Raw genomic sequence first — 15,111 nt, 5'->3', positions numbered from 1 at the left:
GTGGGGAAGCGGGCGGCGTACGAGGGCCGGGGGCCGGAGGCCGGGCCTCGGAGGGTTATGGGCGCCAGTTCGCCAGTACGCCCTCGTAGAGCTCGCTGTCCGTGAGCTCGCGGGGGGTCTCGCCGGCGAGGAAGTGGGACGTGTTGGGGGTCTTGAGCTTGCGGAGGTAGTCGAAGGCCTTGTTCTCCGGGTCTCCGAAGGCGACGAAGGAGAAGAAGACGGCGGGGTGGGTCTTGGCGGCGTCGGTGAGGGCCTGGGTGGCGGGGGTCTTGGCGTCGGGGGCGCCGTCGGTCTGGAAGATCACCAGGGCGGGAGTGCCGGCGGTTTCTGCCTTGTCGTGCTGGGCGAGGACCGCTTCCACCGCCGCGTGGTAGCTGGTGCGGCCCATGCGGCCGAGGCTCGCGTGCAGGTCGTCGATCTTGTTCTCGTGGTCGGTGAGGGTGATCTCGCCGGTGCCGTCGAGTTCGGTGGAGAAGAAGACGACCGGGACGGTCGCCTCGGGGTCGACGTGGGCCGCGAGGGCGAGGGTCTGCTCGGCGAGGGCCTGGGCGGAGCCGTCCTTGTAGTACGGGCGCATGGAGGCGGAGCGGTCGAGGACGAGGTAGACCTTGGCGCGGGTGCCGGTGAGGTTGTTGGTGTCGAGGGTGGTGGTGGCGGCCTGGTAGGCGGTGGTGAGGCCGGGAGCGAGGGTCTTTACGCGGGTGAGGGGGACGGCGGGGGCGTCGGTCTCGGCCTCGGCTTCGCCTTCGGCCGTCTTGGTGTTCCCACCCGCACCACCCGTGCTGCTCTCGTCGCCGGGTGCGGGTGGCCCCTGAGGGGCCGGGTCGCCGTCGGCGGCCGCGGGTTCGGGCGCCGCCTCGGCTTCGGCCTTCGGCTTGGCCTGTGTGGCGGGTTCGGCCTCAGGGGCCGTCTCGGGCGTCGTCCCCGCCTTGGCCCCGGCCTTCGGCGTGGCCTTCCGCTTCGCCTTGGGCTCGGCCTGCGGCTTTGCCTCGGGCTCGAGCTCGGCTTCGGCCGTCGTCTCGGTCGCGAGCGGGGCCTCGGCCTCGGGCTTCGGCTTCCGCTTCGGCTTTGGCTTCGGTTCGGGCGTCGCCTCGGCCGCCGGCTTCCCCTCCGGCTTCGAGTCCGTCGCCGTCGTCGGAGCAAGGGCCTCTGCGGCGGCCGGTTCCGCTGCCTCCGGCTCCGGCGCGGGCTCGGGCTTCGGCTCGGGCTTCGGCGCTGTGGGCGTCTCGGCCTGCGCCTTGGGCGCGGCCTGCGGCTCGCGCTCGGCTTCCGGCTTCGCGTCCGTTTCCGCCGGTGCGTCGGCCTTGGGCGCAGCCTGCGCGTCCGCTTCGGTCTTGTCCGTTTCCGCCGGTGCGTCGGTCTCGGCTGCCGCCTTCGTGTCCGCCGTCGCCACGGGCTCCGGCTCAGCCTCGTCCGCCGGGCTGTCCTCAGGCTTCTCCGAGGTCGTCGACTCCGGGTCCTCCGTCGTCGGAGCGGCTGCGGAGGGCGTCTCCGCCTCCACCGTCTCCTCCACCGGCGCAGCCTTCTCCCCCGGCGCCGTCTCCTCCACCGGAGTCGCTTCCGAAGCCGCCTCGGTCTCCGCCACAGTCGCCTCGGCCTGCGGCTCCGCCTGCGGCTCCGCCTGCGGCTCCGCCTGCGCCTGCGGCTCCGCCTCCGGCGTCTTCTCCGCGACGGCCGGCTCCGCGGTCCGCGGTGTCTTCTCCGCAGCCTGCCGATCCCCGACGCTCGCCCGCTCCCCCTCAGCCGATCGCGTCGGCCTCGGGACCGCCACGTTGTCGAAGGCCGCCGACACCAGATCGTGATGGTCGGAGGACGACGTGCGGGGCTCGGGGACGCCGGCCGTAGGCGCGGGGTTCGGTTCCGGGGAGGGGGACGGGACCTTCGGGCCCGTGTCCGCAGACGGGGCCGCCGCCGGCGTCCGGCCGGCCGGTGCGGGCGTTTCGCCGCTGGTCTGCTCCCCGACCCCGCTGGTCTCACCGGCGGTCGTCGTCCGCGCCGCACCCTCCGCCTCGGCGGTCCGTGACTTGCGGGACCGACCGAACGCGTTCCGCAACCGAGTGAGAATGCCCATGTGCGCGCAACCCTTCGCGTGAGTTGAAGCCGTCAATCCCTGGCCAGGACGGACACGTAAGGTTAGCGGCCCTCCTGTGTGATCTTGGGCAGGGTCTGTTGTGCCAGGTCCACCCTGTCAAGAGGGCATCCGGCCGGTGCGGGTTTCGCCGGGCTGGATCGCCGCAACCCCCGTACGGAGGCCGGGGGTTCATCCGCTGTTCACCAGGGCGCCCGGCTCTCGCGCATGTGTGCCCCTACGGTCACGCTGACACCAAGGGCATCCAAGGAGAGACCAAAGTGCGCAAGCTGCTGCCGTTGATCGGAACGCCGTCCGGTTCGCACCCCGGCGGCCGGTCCGCCATGACCTGTCGTTTCCGGTGTGGTGACGCCTGCTTCCACGAGGTGCCCAACACCAGCTCCAACGAATACGTCGGTGACGTGATCGCCGGTGCGATCGGCCGCCGGTCGATGATGCGGGCCGCGGCCGTGGTGACCGTGGCCGCCGCCGGGGCGGGCGCTGCCGGCCTCGCACAGGCTCCGCGGGCCGCCGCCGCCCCGGCCGCCGGTGCCCCGTCCGCCGCTGCCGCCTCCGAGGCCGCACGGCGCAAACACAGGGGCGCGCGCGGGCTGCGCTTCGCGCCCGTCGCGCCCAACACCACCGACGCGGTGACCGTGCCGGAGGGGTACCGGCAGAACGTCGTCATCCGCTGGGGCGAGCCCATCCTGCGCGGTGCGCCCGCCTTCGACCCGGAGAAGCAGACCGCGAAGGCCCAGGCCGGTCAGTTCGGGTACAACTGCGACTTCCTCGCCCTGCTGCCGTTGCCCGGAGAGCGCAACCGGCAGCTGCTCGTCGCCAACCACGAGTACACCGACGAGATCCTGATGTTCCGCGGCTACGACGCCGACAACCCGACCCGCGAGCAGGCCGAGATCGCCTGGGCGGCGCACGGGCTGTCCGCCGTCGTGGTGGAGGGGGACCGCAAGAGCGGCAAGCTCACCGCCGTCTCCCGGCATCAGCTGAACCGGCGCGTCACCGCCACCACCGAGTTCCGGCTCACCGGGCCCGTCGCCGGGTCCGAGCTCGTGAAGACCTCCGCCGACCCGACCGGCACCAAGGTGCTCGGCACCCTCAACAACTGCTCCGGCGGCGTCACCCCCTGGGGCACGACCCTGCACGGCGAGGAGAACTTCAACCAGTACTTCGCCAACAGCGGCCGGGCGACCGACAAGCGGTACGGGATCGGGACCGGGGCCAGCGAGCGGAAGTGGGAGCGGTTCGACAAGCGGTTCGACGTCGCCCGGGAGCCGAACGAGGTGCACCGGTTCGGGTACGTGGTGGAGTTCGATCCGTACGACCCCGCCTCCACGCCTCGCAAGCACACCGCTCTCGGGCGGTTCAAGCACGAGGCCGCGACCGTGCGGCTCACGCACGACGGGCGTCCGGTCGTGTACTCCGGTGACGACGAGCGCTTCGACTACTTCTACAAGTTCGTCGGCAGCAAGCGGATGCGCCACGGTTCCTCGCGTGCCGTGCGCGAGCACAACCTCTCCCTCCTCGACGAGGGCACGCTGTACGTCGCCAAGATCACCGGTGACTCCCCCGCCATCGAGATCGACGGCACGGGCAAGCTGCCGGCGGACGGCGAGTTCGACGGGAGCGGCGAGTGGATTCCGCTGGCCACCGCCACCGCGGACGGCGCCGTCTCGCACGTGGACGGGATGAGCGCCGAGGAGGTGTTCGTCTTCACGCGGCTCGCCGGTGACAAGGTGGGCGCGACCAAGATGGACCGGCCCGAGGACATCGAGCCGAACCCGGTGACCGGCAAGGTGTACGTCGCCCTCACCAACAACACCAACCGGGGTGTCGGTTCCAACGCCAAGGCGGACGAGGCCAACCCGCGCAACGCCAACAAGCACGGGCACGTGCTGGAGCTCACCGAGCGCTGGAACCGGCCCGAGAGCACCCGGTTCGCCTGGTCGCTGTTCCTTGTCGCCGGTGACCCGGACGACCCGGCGACCTACTTCGCCGGGTTCCCGAAGGAGGGCGTCAGCCCGATCTCCTGCCCGGACAACGTCGCCTTCGACCCCTACGGCAACCTGTGGATCTCCACCGACGGCGCCCAGCTCGGCTCGCACGACGGCCTGTTCGGTGTGGCGACCCGGGGTGAGCGGCGCGGTGAGCTCAAGCAGTTCCTGACCGTGCCGAAGGGCGCCGAGACCTGCGGCCCGATCATCCAGGACCGGCGTGTCCTGGTGGCCGTGCAGCACCCGGGCGAGATCGACGGCGCGTCCGTGGAGAAGCCCGCCAGCACCTGGCCCGACGGGCCCGGGACCCACGTCCGTCCGGCCGTCGTGGCCGTGTGGCGTGCCGACGGGTGCGACATCGGCGTCTGAGCCGTCCCGCGGCAGCGGTTCGGTAGCAACGGTTCGGCGGCAGTGGTTCAGGGGAGGGCCGGCTCGGGGGTTGGAACTGCTCACCAAGGAGTGCACACAACGGCTGAGTTGGCTCGATCGTGTGATCGTCCGCTTGTGGGCTTGCGGTGTCCTGGGCTGATCGGGCTGATCGGGCTGATCGGGCTGACGTGATCGTGCGACCTGGGACACCGGGTACGGCGCCAGCGTGCGGGGCCCCTGCTCCACCAGAGGATGGTTCAGGGCCTCCCCGTCGCCTCCGGCCGTACCCAACCGGCCAGGTCGCAAGGGAACTGGCCTCCCGGGCCGGACCACGCACAGGATGCGTGTCGCCACCCGGGGTCGAGTACGCCGGGGACCGGCTCGCCCGAGACCGTTCGGGGCGCGCGGCTGAACGGACTCACTCCCTCTCCGTCCACAGGAACGGCCTGAGAGGGCCGCCGGGTGCCGGCCGTTCCCGCTCCTGCCACTCCCGGTACGCCGGTGCCTGCCGTGCCACCTCCCCGTACGCCTCCTCCAGTGCGGGGTAGACGCCGTCCAGGTCGGTCTCCGTCCGGGCGGCGGCGAACAGCCGTACGCCGAGCGGGTCGCCCTTGAGGCGGCGTACCGCCATGTCCGGGCGGGGGGAGCGGGTCGGCTGGCAGACGGTGACGACCTCGCCGGTCGCGACCAGGGCGTCCGCCGTGTGGTAGTCGCCGTGCAGGACGTGCGGGCGGACGCGGGCGGCGCGGAACATCCGCTGCACGGCGTCCCATTCGCCGTCGACCGTGGGGTCGATCATCCAGCGGTCGCCGGCCAGGTCCGCCAGTTCCACCTCCTGCTTCAGAGCCGCCGGATGGTCGACGGGCAGCGACACGCACTGCGGCTCGCGCTCGACCAGGACGCGCAGCCGGAGCTCCGCGGGGATGCGCAGCGGGCAGCCCTCCACCTCGTGCACGAAGGCGACGTCGAGCTGGCCGTCGGCGACCATGCGGAGCAGGGCGTTGGGAGAGACGTTCATATGGAGGCTGGGGTTTCGGCCGTGGGCGCGCAGCCGGCGCAGCCAGCCCGCCAGGGCCTTGCTCGCCGTCGAGCCGATGCGGAGCTCGGTGCCGCCGGACGCCGCCGCCCTCGCCTCGGTGACCAGCAGGTGCAGCTCGGCCATCAGCGGCCGGGCGCGGCTCAGCACGAGGCGGCCCAGCGGGGTGGGGCGGCAGCCGGTGTGGGAGCGCAGGAAGAGCACGCCGCCCAGCTCCTGCTCGATGCGGCGCAGTTGCGTGCTCAACGACGGCTGGGCAACGCCCAGTTGCCGGGCGGCGCGGTGCAGACTGCCGGTGTCGGCTATGGCGCACAGCGCGCGGAGGTGCCTCACCTCGAGCTCCATGTCCTGTGAGGCTAAGGCGGAATCGCGGCGTTAACCAGCCACATAATTCATCGCTAAACCAGGTTGATTGGGCAGCCGATAGGGCCGGCCTATCCCCGGTTGCCATCATCACAGGCACCGCACAGGCATCGAGACTCACCGGTGACGACTCGACCCCCACCCAAGGAGTCCTCGATGCGAAAGACCACTTCCGCCCTGGCGGTTCTCGGCCTCGGCCTCGTGACGGCCGGTCTCGGCACGGCGGTTCCCGCCACCGCGGCCCCGGTCGCGGAGCGCCACGCCGGATTCGTCGGCCAGTCCACGCAGTCCGCCCAGTCCGCCGACTCCGACGCGAGCAGAGCCTTCTTCCAGGCCGTCCTCGCGTCCGTCGCCGAGAAGCGTGCCGAGAACCCGAGCGCCGCCGCGGCCGTCACCGTCGTCTACGACGCCTCCCGCGCGCCCACGTTCAGGACGCAGATAGCGCGCAGCACCCAGATATGGAACAGCTCGGTGTCGAACGTTAAGCTCCAGTCGGGCTCCGCGTCGGCGGCCGACTTCAGCTACCGGGAGGGCAACGACTCCCGCGGCTCGTACGCCTCCACCGACGGCCGCGGCAACGGCTACATCTTCCTGGACTACCGGCAGAACCAGCAGTACGACTCCACGCGCGTCACCGCCCACGAGACGGGCCACGTCCTCGGTCTTCCCGACCACTACCAGGGCCCGTGCAGTGAGCTGATGTCCGGTGGCGGGCCCGGCCCGTCCTGCACCAACGCCGTCCCGAACGCGACCGAGCGGTCCCGTGTCAACCGCCTGTGGGCCAACGGCCTGGCGGCGGCGATGGACAAGGCACTGGAGAAGTCGGCCCGTTGACACCCCATGCGGATACGGCCGTCCCGCTGTGCGGGGCGGCCGTATCCGTGTGTGCGCAACCGGCCCGGGTCAGCGGCCCTCGTGGAGCGTGAGGTCCGTGACGACCGCGCGGTGGTCGGTGTCGGCCAGGTCCAGGATGCGGGTGCGGCTCGCGCCGAAGTCCTCCGAGACCAGGACATGGTCGATCTGCACGCCGAGCGTGGGTGCCGTCCGGGCCGGCCAGGTCGCCGTGCGGTCGGCTCCGTCCAGCCGGGAGGCGTCGCGCAGACCGGTGTCGAGGATGCGGCGGAAGGCCGCGTGGTCCTGGGAGGCGTTGAAGTCCCCGGCCAGGACGAGGGGGGTGCCCGGGTCGGCGGTGGCCGCCTCGCGCAGGGCGGCGAGCTCCCGGCGCCAGAGGTCCACCTGCCCGGGCAGCGGGGGCATCGGGTGGGCGAGCTGGAGCCGTACGGCGCGCCCGTCCACGTCGGCGACCGCCCCGGGCATGCCCATCGTGCCGGGCACGCCCTCGGTGGGCCGGAGCGGGAAGCGGCTGAGGATGACGGAGCCCTCGGAGCCGCCGCCCGCCTCGGCCCGGCGGTGCGGATAGTCCTTCGAGAGGTCCCGCTTCAGCAGCGCGTCGCACTCGTAGTCGCATTCCGCCACGAAGACGACGTCCGGTTTCTCGCGGCGGACGGCGGTGACGAAGGAGCCGGTGCCCTGGCCGAACTCGACGTTGGAGGTCAGCACGCGCAGTTCGGCGACCGGGCGGCCCACGGGGTCGCCGACCTTGCCGTACGGCTCGATGAACCAGGCCAGCAGGCCGAGCAGGACCACTCCCCAGAGCGTGCCGGGCCACCAGCGGGACAGCAGGGTGAGCAGCAGCGCCACGGCGGTGGGGACGAGCAGCCAGGGGAGGAAGGCGAGGAACTGCGGGACGGGCGTGATGCCGTCGCTGTCGGCGGCCCGGAAGCCGACGACCACGCTCACTCCGGCGAACAGCAGAACGGCACACCAGACGCCGAGCCGCCGTCCGGGCGGACGGTGCTCCCGCTCGTCGTCCCTGGCGGTCCACTCGGCTGCGGCGGTGTCCAAGGCCCGGCCTTCCGTTCGCGGGGTGGGATGCCCGAATCCTCCCTCAAGGGCGAATCCTCCCTCAAAGACGAGGTGGGGCGGGGGAAGGTTGCCGGGCGTCGACCCGGGCCAGCAACTCCTCCAGCGCCCGGTCGAACACCTCCGGGCGTTCCAGGTTGGGCAGGTGGGCCGCGCCCTCGATGATGTGCAGTTCCGCGTCCGGGAGGGCCGCGTGCAGGGCCAGGGCGTCGGAGACGGGCGTGAAGGTGTCGTCGGCTCCCACGACGACCAGGGCCGGGACGCGGACGCGGCGCAGCAGGGGGCCGTAGTCGGGGCGCCGGGCGCGGGCACGCAGGGCCGCGGCGGCGCCCTCGGGGGCGGTGGCGGTCATCATGCCGTGGACGTGTGCCTTGACCTCGGCGGACGCGTACGGGGCGACCATCCGCTCCAGGACTTCGTCGGCGTAGCCGCGCATGCCCTCGGCGAGGAGACGGTCCGCCATGGCGTCGCGGGAGCGCACGCCCTCGGGGGTCTCCGCGGACGGGAAGGTGTCGGCGAGGACCAGGCCGCGGACGCGCTCGGGGAACAGGCGGTAGCAGTCCATGACGATCTGCCCGCCCATCGACAGGCCCGCGAGGACGAACGACCGAACGTTCAGCTCGTCCAGCAGGGCCTCGATGTCCCGGGCGAACCCCGAGAAGTCCGTGACGGCCGGGGTCGTGGGGGAGGCGCCGTAGCCGCGCAGGTCGGGGGCGATGACGCGGCGGGTACCCGGGAACCCCGCGAGCTGCGGGGCCCACATCGTGCGGTCGAAGGGGTGGCCGTGGACGAGGACCAGGGGTACCCGATGCGTATCGGGCCCTTTGTCCTCGTATGCGAGGAAGGGTGCCATGGCGTCGACCCTAGGCCGCCCAACTACTCGGTGCAATAAGATCTTTGCTCTCGGTGCAATCCAAGGGGGAGACCGGCTGATGAGTGACTACCGGCGCATCGCCGACCGCATCGCCGACGACATCGCCACCGGCCGGCTGCGGCCGGGCCAACGGCTGCCGCCGCAGCGGGCGTTCGCACGGCGGCGGGGCATCGCCTCGTCCACGGCCGGGCGGGTCTACGGCGAACTCGTGCGGCGCGGGCTGGTCGTCGGGGAGGTGGGGCGCGGCACCTTCGTACGGGCCGCACCCGACGGCCCGGCGGGGCAGGCGCTCACCGAGCCCGGTCCGGCCGCCGCGCCCGTGAACCTGGAGCTCAACTACCCCGTCGCGCCCGGTCAGCCGGAGCTGCTCGCCCCCGTCCTCGCGCCGCTGCTGCGTCCCGACGTGCTGGCCGAGGCGCTGTTACCGGCCGCCGTCACCGGCACCGGGGCCGCCCGGGAGGCCGCGGCCACACTGCTCTCCACCCCGGGCTGGCGCCCGGCCCCGGAACGGCTGCTGTTCACCGGCAACGCCCGGCAGGCCATCGCCGCCGTCCTGGCCTCCCTGGTCCGGCCGGGCGGCCGGGTCGGTGTGGAGCAGCTGACGTATCCGCTGGTCAAGGAGATCGCGGCGCGGCTCGGCATCACCCTGGTGCCGCTGGCCGGGGACGCGGCCGGGCTGCTCCCGGAGGCCGTGGCCGCCGCGCACCGCACGGCACCGCTGTCCGCCCTCTACGTGCAGCCGACGCTGCACAACCCGACATCCCTGACGACGAGCCGGCCGCGGCTGCTGCAACTCGCCCAGCTGGTCCACGACCTGAACCTGCCGGTCGTGGAGGACCGCATCTGGTCCTTCCTCCTGGAGCCCGGTGATCCGCTCGCCGTGCACGCCCCGGCCCTCACCCACGTCGTCGACGGGCTCTCCAAGCGGGTCGCGCCGGGACTCACCGCCGGGTTCCTCGTCGTGCCGCCGCACCGGGTCCGTGCGGTGGGCGACGCCGTGCGGTCGGGCGGGTGGAGCGCTGGGCGGTTCGCGCTGGAGGCGGCCGTGCGGTGGACCGGGGAAGGCACGGTGGCGCGGCTGGTGGAGGCCAAGCGGGCGGACGCGGTGCGGCGGCAGCGGATCCTCGCCGAGGAACTCGCGGGCTTCGCCGTACGGTCCGACCCGGGTGCCTACTTCGCCTGGTGGGAGCTGCCCGCCCCGTGGCGCGCGGACACCTTCACGGCCGCCGCCGCCGCGCACGGCATCGCCGTCACGCCCGGCCCCGCCTTCGCCGTGGCCCCCGGGCACACGCCCGACGCCGTCAGGCTCGGGCTCGGGTCGGCGCCGGAACCGGATCTGCGACGGGCACTGCGGACCCTCGCGCACGTCGCCGCGCGGCGAGCCGGGGACCGTACCGGCCCGTGACCCAGGCGGCGCCCGCCACCGCCAGGCCCAGCGCGCACAGCAGCCAGGACACCGTGCGCAGGGTGGCCGTCAGGGCGTCGTAGACCGCGCCCGCGGCCGGGCGGTGGAGGGCGTCGGGCAGGTCGGCGAGGGTGAGACGGCGGCCGATCGCGATGGCCAGGACCAGCAGCGCGCCGCCCAGGGCCGTGCCCAGGCCGAGGGCGGTGACCGCGCGGCGGCGGCACGCGGCGACGGCGATCCCGGCGACCGCGAGGACGGCGGCGGCGAGCGGCAGCCAGAAGGCGGCGGTGTCCAGCACGTGGTACCCCTTGCGCAGTCGGTCCACGTCCTCGGCCGGGAGCACCGGGACCCGCGTGTGCGTGACCGGGATGCGGTGGGCGAACGGCACGTGGCCGTCGGAGAGTTGCTGTTTGACCCGGGCGATGACGGGGGCCGGGTCGACGGTGACCGGGGCTCCGTGCGCACTGTCGTCGCGCAGGGCGCGCAGCACCGCGTCGTGCACGGCCCGGTTCGCCGCGTCCCAGGCCGTGCGATACGCCTCGGTGCGGGTGAAGGAGCGCGTCGCGTCGTGCACGAACGGGCCGATCTCCCCGCGCAGCGGGCCGGTGGCGGCCGCGGGCCCGGCCTCCCGCAGGATGCCGTCCCCGACGGCGTCCGCGACCGAGCGCCGCACGTCCGGGTCGGCGGCGAGCGGTGCCATCGTCCGCACCCACCGGCCGGTGTCGGTGAGCCCGTGGGCCGCCCAGGACGCCAGCGCCCCGAACGGCAGGAGCAGACACGCGAGGGAGAGCAGAACGGCCGACAGGACGTTCCGTGATCGTGGGGGCGCCTTCGCGGCTACGGGCGCCCGGTCGCGCTCGGACACCCTTCCAGGCAAGTCGCCCCCGGCCCGGCCCGCGAGCGCAACGACGGCGTCCGGCCGCTCGGCGCTCGCCCCGCGGCCACTCCACCTGCGAGAAGCGGCCGTCACGGGCCCCTCGGCACACTCACCCGAACGGGTGTCCCGAGCCTCGTCAGCCGATCCGCCGGCCCGCGGCGTCCTCGTGCGTGTAGTAGCGGTAGAACACCATCGCGAGGACGCCCGCCCCCACCAGCAGCCCGAGACCGCCGGAGCTGAACACGGAGGCGCCGGTCTGGCTGTACAGGAAGCCGACCGCGCAGCCCGTGAAGACGAACCAGCACAGCGCGTGCAGTTCGCGGGGCAGCCGCGGCGCCAGCGCGCACACGGCGGCGAACAGCACGGCGAACACGAGCGCCGTGACGAAACCGAACAGCAGGTTCCAGCCGGTGATGGGCCCGCCGTGACGCTGGTTGGCCGCGGCCCAGAAGCCGTAGACCAGTCCGAGCACCACGGGCAGGCCGGCCTTCACGGCGGCGTGGATCCGCGGGCCGAACACATCGGGCCTACGGCGTTGCGTGATCATCTTGCGTGAGGCGGGTGCCGCATGAGCCATGACAGCTCTCCTCTCTGTCCCTGCCCCTGGATCCAGGGCACACCGGCGGGCACCCGGTGGCAAGTCGGCGGAGCGGCCGGAACGGGATGCGGCCGGTGCCGCCCCGTGTTTCGCTGGGGCCGTGAGCCGCCACCGCATGAGGGACGGCCCGCTCGTCCGGCGCGCGCGGGCAGGGCGCCGGGACGTCGCGCGGCGGCAGGAGCTGTTGCGGTGGCGGGGCCGCGGCGTGGCCTGGGTGCCGCCGCTGTTCCTGCTCGTCGCCATCGCGGTGGCCGACTACCACACCATCGGCGAGTTCCGAATGATCTCCTGGATCGTGCTGGTGCCGGGGATCGCGGCCGCGCTCTGCGGGGTGTGGGGCACGGCCCTGTTCGCGATCGTCTCCCTGGTGACGTACGTCGTCGCCGACAGCACCTGGCCGCACGAGTACCGGGCCGGCCGCGGCGACTTCGTCCTCGTCGCCCTGGGCGGCATCCTCGCCGTCCTGGCCTGCGCGATCCGGGTGCGCGACGAGCGCCGCGCGCTGCACATGGGCGACGTCACCGACACCATCCGCCGCACCGTCCTGCGTCCGCTGCCACCGGGCTGGGGCGGCCTCGACCACGCCGGTGTGTACCTCACCGCCGACGCCCACGCCCGCGTCGGCGGCGACTTCTACGACATCCAGCCCGGCCCGCACGGCACCCGCGTCCTGGTCGGCGACGTGCAGGGCAAGGGCCTGGGCGCGGTGGAGGCGGCGGCCGCGCTGCTCGGCACGTTCCGTGAGGCCGCGTACCACGAGCCGGACCTGGCGACCGTCGCCGAACGGCTGGAGACGCGGATGATCCGGCACCGTGGGCACACCGTCGCCCTGGGCCGCTCGGACGGCGACCGTTTCTCCACGGCCGTCCTGCTGGCCTTCCCCGACGACGAGCGGCAGGCGGTGGACGTCCTGCTGTTCGGGCACGAGCCGCCGCTCGCCGTCGGGCCGGGCGGGGTGCGCACCCTGCCGGCCGGGGCCGGACTCCCGCTGGGCTGCCGGGACCTCGCGCCCGGGCCGCTGGAGAGCCGTCGGTGGCGCGTCGCAGGCGACGAGACGCTGCTGCTGGTGACGGACGGCGTGACCGAGACCCGGGACGCCGCCGGGGCCTTCTACCCGCTCGCCGACGAGGTGTCCCGGGCCGTCGCCGAGGACCCGGGCATCGCCGAACCGGCCCGCCTGGTCGCCTTCGTACGGGACGGCACCCTGCGGCACGGCGACGGCCGCCTCGCCGACGACACGACCGTGTTCGCCGTCCGCAGGAGACCGGCCCGGCATGCCGCCGGAGGGCCGGGGGGCGAAGCCCCCGAAGGCGGACGTTTGCGGTCCTGAGACCCACGTTTGCAGCCGCAGCGGCTACGGTGCTGACGTACGTGATCGACACAGGGGGTGGGGCGATGCCCGGAACCGTGCTGCTGCTCGCGGCCTCGCCGGTGGGCAAGGGGCGCCTGGTGGACGCCGCCTCCGTGCTCCCCGTCCTCGCCGCCGTGGCGCCCGCGGTGCTGTCCGGAACCGACACCGCGAACGTCGTCGAACTGGCCGACCCGCTGGAACCGCAGGCCGTCCTCACCCGGCTGCGCGCCGCCGCCGCGGCCCCCGGGCCCCTCACCGTGTACGTGGCCGGCCAGCTCCAGCTGGACCGCCGGCAGCGCCTGCCCCACCTCGCGCTGGCCCGCACCACCGCCTCCACCGCCCGCTACACCGCTTTCCCCTGGCACTGGTTCCGGGAGGAGCTGCGGCTCAGACCCGCCGGCGCCACGACCCTCCTGCTCGACCTGCACGCCGACGCCGAGACCTGGGAGCTGTTGCGCGCCACCCCGCTGGACTCGGGTCGCGGCAACGCGGTGCACGGCCGCATCGCGCCACCGCCGTCCCGACGCACGGTCGCGCAACCGGCGTACATGAAGGCCGTCGCGACGATCCTGCGCAGCGGGTTCCGGCCGCCGGCCGAGCAGTTGCACCAGCAGGCGCTGACCCGGATCGCGCCGGAGAGCGCGGGCACGGACCTGGTGCTGAGCACGCCGGGCCCGGCGGCCGGGGATCCGCACGCCGCCATCACCGCCGCCGTCCAGTCCGGCCGGCACGCCGAAGCCGACGCGCTCGCCGCCCGGCACGAGCGGAGCGCCGTCACCGCGCACGGGCCCGCCTCCGAAGAGGCCCTGCACTGGGCCGAGGTGCGGGCCGACCTGGCGATGTTCGCCGGGGACGCCGCCCGCAGCTGCCGCGTCTGGCTGATGATCGCCACCGCCCGCCTGAACGCCGGGCAGGCCCCGGACGCCCCCGCCGTCGAGGCCGCCGTGGACCGGGCGCACCACCAGTGGGGCCAGGTCCGCGACGCCGCCCCCGCCCGCGAACTGGGCGCCGCGCTCGCCGCGTTGCGCGGACGGGTGCCCGGGCGGCGCGAAGGGGCGCTGGATCATGTGCAGCGGCAGCTGCGGCAGTTGCAGACGCCCGCCGGAGCCGGGACACGAATCTCGGACGGGGCGGCGTTCACCCGGCCTACGTGAATCGAGCTGCCCGGCGACGCCTCGCCGGCGCGAAGGCATCGATCGTTCCCGCGCCCCTGCCCGGTGCGCTGTTCCATCCCTGGATGCGGTCGGCAAGCTCCTTGAGCCGAAGATCTCCAGGCCCGACGGCGAGCTGGAAATGGGACTGCTTCACCGGCTGCAGATGCCCGCCCCAGGCAATGACGCCTGCGCAGTCCGCAAGGATGTCTGTGACGACGATCTGCTCGGCTTCGCTCATGCCGGTGTTCTTGACATCGGCTCCCAGCGGGTAGTGCGTTGGCCGGATCGCGATGGCCGTGCCCGACAGGTGGTTCGACTCGAATGCCGAGCCGATCTCACGCTGCGTCGTGTGCCCGTGGAGGTCACCGGGCAAAAGCATGTCGACTTCGTAGGCGAACCGGCGGGCAACGTAGAGAAGAACTGTGGCGACGTCTCCCCCCGCCAGGGAGACGTCGACGTTGGTGCCTTCGACCCGGAACTTCCCGGCGTGATCGAGGAGGGGCCAGCCGTTTGCCGATTCACGCTTGGTCCAGGCACGGTCGGCGGCAGGAGGGACGGCGGCCTGTGCCGGGCCGGTGGCCACGACGGCTATGGCTGCCCCGGCCCCGAGGCCGAGAACCCGTCTACGCGTCAAGCTCGTTGTCATGGGGGGCCCTTCTGCGCTGAGAGCGGTTGATGAGTATCAAGGTGAAACAGACGGTGGCGCAGGCCAGCCCCGCGAAAAGCAGAGGTGTGACCCAGAACGACACATCGTTGGTGCTGTATCCGCTGCTCCAATGGCAGGTGACGGATGGGGGGAAATGGTGGACGGTCGCTGACGTCAGGCCGTAGTCCCGCCCGGAGTCCACGTAGTCGCCACTGGCGGTCTTCGTCGCACAGAGGTCAAGTGGGTTTGTGTAGGCGAGACCGTAGAAGGTTCCGGCACCGTAGGCGGCGAGAGCCGCCGCGCTCCCGACCGCGGCCAGACGGGCCGTCCGCGAGGGCTTCTTCTTGGTCACCCACAGCGCGTACGGAAACACTCCGATGACGAAGAGGAGGAGCGTGATCGCGGGCGGGCCGAAGAGTGCGAAGAGCGTCATGCGTG

Annotated in this window: 13 protein-coding genes; 5 read left to right on the top strand and 8 right to left on the bottom strand. The window is 73.3% G+C overall.

Features of this window, described 5'->3' with window-relative positions; all coding sequences use genetic code 11:
- Positions 1 to 55: 55 nt before the first annotated feature.
- Positions 56 to 2,071 carry a VWA domain-containing protein gene (locus tag ACFY9S_RS06350; protein WP_391123664.1) on the bottom strand — a complete coding sequence of 672 codons (2,016 nt, stop codon included), beginning with the start codon at positions 2,069 to 2,071 and terminating at the stop codon, positions 56 to 58.
- A 278-nt stretch (positions 2,072 to 2,349) separates the two neighbouring features.
- Between ACFY9S_RS06350 and ACFY9S_RS06345 the strand changes: the two genes are divergently transcribed.
- Entirely contained in the window at positions 2,350 to 4,446 is a 2,097-nt protein-coding gene (locus tag ACFY9S_RS06345) for an alkaline phosphatase PhoX (protein WP_391123662.1), read from the top strand.
- A gap of 418 nt (positions 4,447 to 4,864) precedes the next feature.
- Here the strand turns inward: ACFY9S_RS06345 and ACFY9S_RS06340 are convergent, their stop codons facing one another.
- Positions 4,865 to 5,827 carry a LysR substrate-binding domain-containing protein gene (locus ACFY9S_RS06340; RefSeq protein WP_391123660.1) on the bottom strand — a complete coding sequence of 321 codons (963 nt, stop codon included), beginning with the start codon at positions 5,825 to 5,827 and terminating at the stop codon, positions 4,865 to 4,867.
- Between the two features lie 174 nt (positions 5,828 to 6,001).
- On the opposite strand from ACFY9S_RS06340, the gene snpA reads away from it, so the two are divergent.
- The gene (snpA, locus tag ACFY9S_RS06335) at positions 6,002 to 6,679 is read left to right on the top strand and encodes a snapalysin (RefSeq protein WP_391123658.1); all 678 of its coding nucleotides are present in this window, start codon (positions 6,002 to 6,004) and stop codon (positions 6,677 to 6,679) included.
- A 69-nt stretch (positions 6,680 to 6,748) separates the two neighbouring features.
- On the opposite strand, the gene ACFY9S_RS06330 is transcribed toward snpA, so the two are convergent.
- Complete coding sequence (locus ACFY9S_RS06330; protein WP_391123657.1) at positions 6,749 to 7,750, bottom strand: endonuclease/exonuclease/phosphatase family protein; 1,002 nt, start codon at positions 7,748 to 7,750, stop codon at positions 6,749 to 6,751.
- 61 nt (positions 7,751 to 7,811) lie between these two features.
- Complete coding sequence (locus tag ACFY9S_RS06325; RefSeq protein ID WP_391123655.1) at positions 7,812 to 8,621, bottom strand: alpha/beta fold hydrolase; 810 nt, start codon at positions 8,619 to 8,621, stop codon at positions 7,812 to 7,814.
- Positions 8,622 to 8,700: 79 nt separating this feature from the next.
- Between ACFY9S_RS06325 and ACFY9S_RS06320 the strand changes: the two genes are divergently transcribed.
- The gene (locus tag ACFY9S_RS06320; protein ID WP_391123653.1) at positions 8,701 to 10,047 is read left to right on the top strand and encodes an aminotransferase class I/II-fold pyridoxal phosphate-dependent enzyme; all 1,347 of its coding nucleotides are present in this window, start codon (positions 8,701 to 8,703) and stop codon (positions 10,045 to 10,047) included.
- Here the strand turns inward: ACFY9S_RS06320 and ACFY9S_RS06315 are convergent.
- The gene (locus tag ACFY9S_RS06315) at positions 9,944 to 10,912 is read right to left on the bottom strand and encodes a hypothetical protein (protein ID WP_391123651.1); all 969 of its coding nucleotides are present in this window, start codon (positions 10,910 to 10,912) and stop codon (positions 9,944 to 9,946) included. The two genes, ACFY9S_RS06320 and ACFY9S_RS06315, sit on opposite strands and share 104 nt — an antisense overlap.
- Before the next feature lie 148 nt (positions 10,913 to 11,060).
- Positions 11,061 to 11,501, bottom strand: a complete 441-nt coding sequence (locus ACFY9S_RS06310) for a hypothetical protein (RefSeq protein ID WP_391123649.1) — start codon at positions 11,499 to 11,501, stop codon at positions 11,061 to 11,063.
- Positions 11,502 to 11,637: 136 nt separating this feature from the next.
- Here ACFY9S_RS06310 and ACFY9S_RS06305 point away from each other — a divergent pair, with 136 nt between their 5' ends.
- Together ACFY9S_RS06305 and ACFY9S_RS06300 are read left to right on the top strand one after the other, a co-directional pair.
- The gene (locus ACFY9S_RS06305) at positions 11,638 to 12,852 is read left to right on the top strand and encodes a SpoIIE family protein phosphatase (protein WP_391124244.1); all 1,215 of its coding nucleotides are present in this window, start codon (positions 11,638 to 11,640) and stop codon (positions 12,850 to 12,852) included.
- Positions 12,853 to 12,917: 65 nt separating this feature from the next.
- Positions 12,918 to 14,027, top strand: coding sequence for a hypothetical protein (locus ACFY9S_RS06300; protein ID WP_391123647.1), 1,110 nt, complete (start codon positions 12,918 to 12,920; stop codon positions 14,025 to 14,027).
- Here the strand turns inward: ACFY9S_RS06300 and ACFY9S_RS06295 are convergent.
- Positions 14,020 to 14,610, bottom strand: coding sequence for a hypothetical protein (locus tag ACFY9S_RS06295; protein ID WP_391123644.1), 591 nt, complete (start codon positions 14,608 to 14,610; stop codon positions 14,020 to 14,022). The genes ACFY9S_RS06300 and ACFY9S_RS06295 overlap by 8 nt on opposite strands.
- Positions 14,611 to 14,650: 40 nt before the next feature.
- Entirely contained in the window at positions 14,651 to 15,106 is a 456-nt protein-coding gene (locus ACFY9S_RS06290; RefSeq protein WP_391123642.1) for a hypothetical protein, read from the bottom strand.
- Positions 15,107 to 15,111: the final 5 nt, after the last annotated feature.

Source organism: Streptomyces sp. NPDC012474, assembly GCF_042955185.1.
Lineage (GTDB): Bacteria > Actinomycetota > Actinomycetes > Streptomycetales > Streptomycetaceae > Streptomyces > Streptomyces cahuitamycinicus.
The sequence above is the reverse complement of the archived record's forward strand: the minus strand, read 5'-3'. Positions and strand labels throughout refer to the sequence as shown.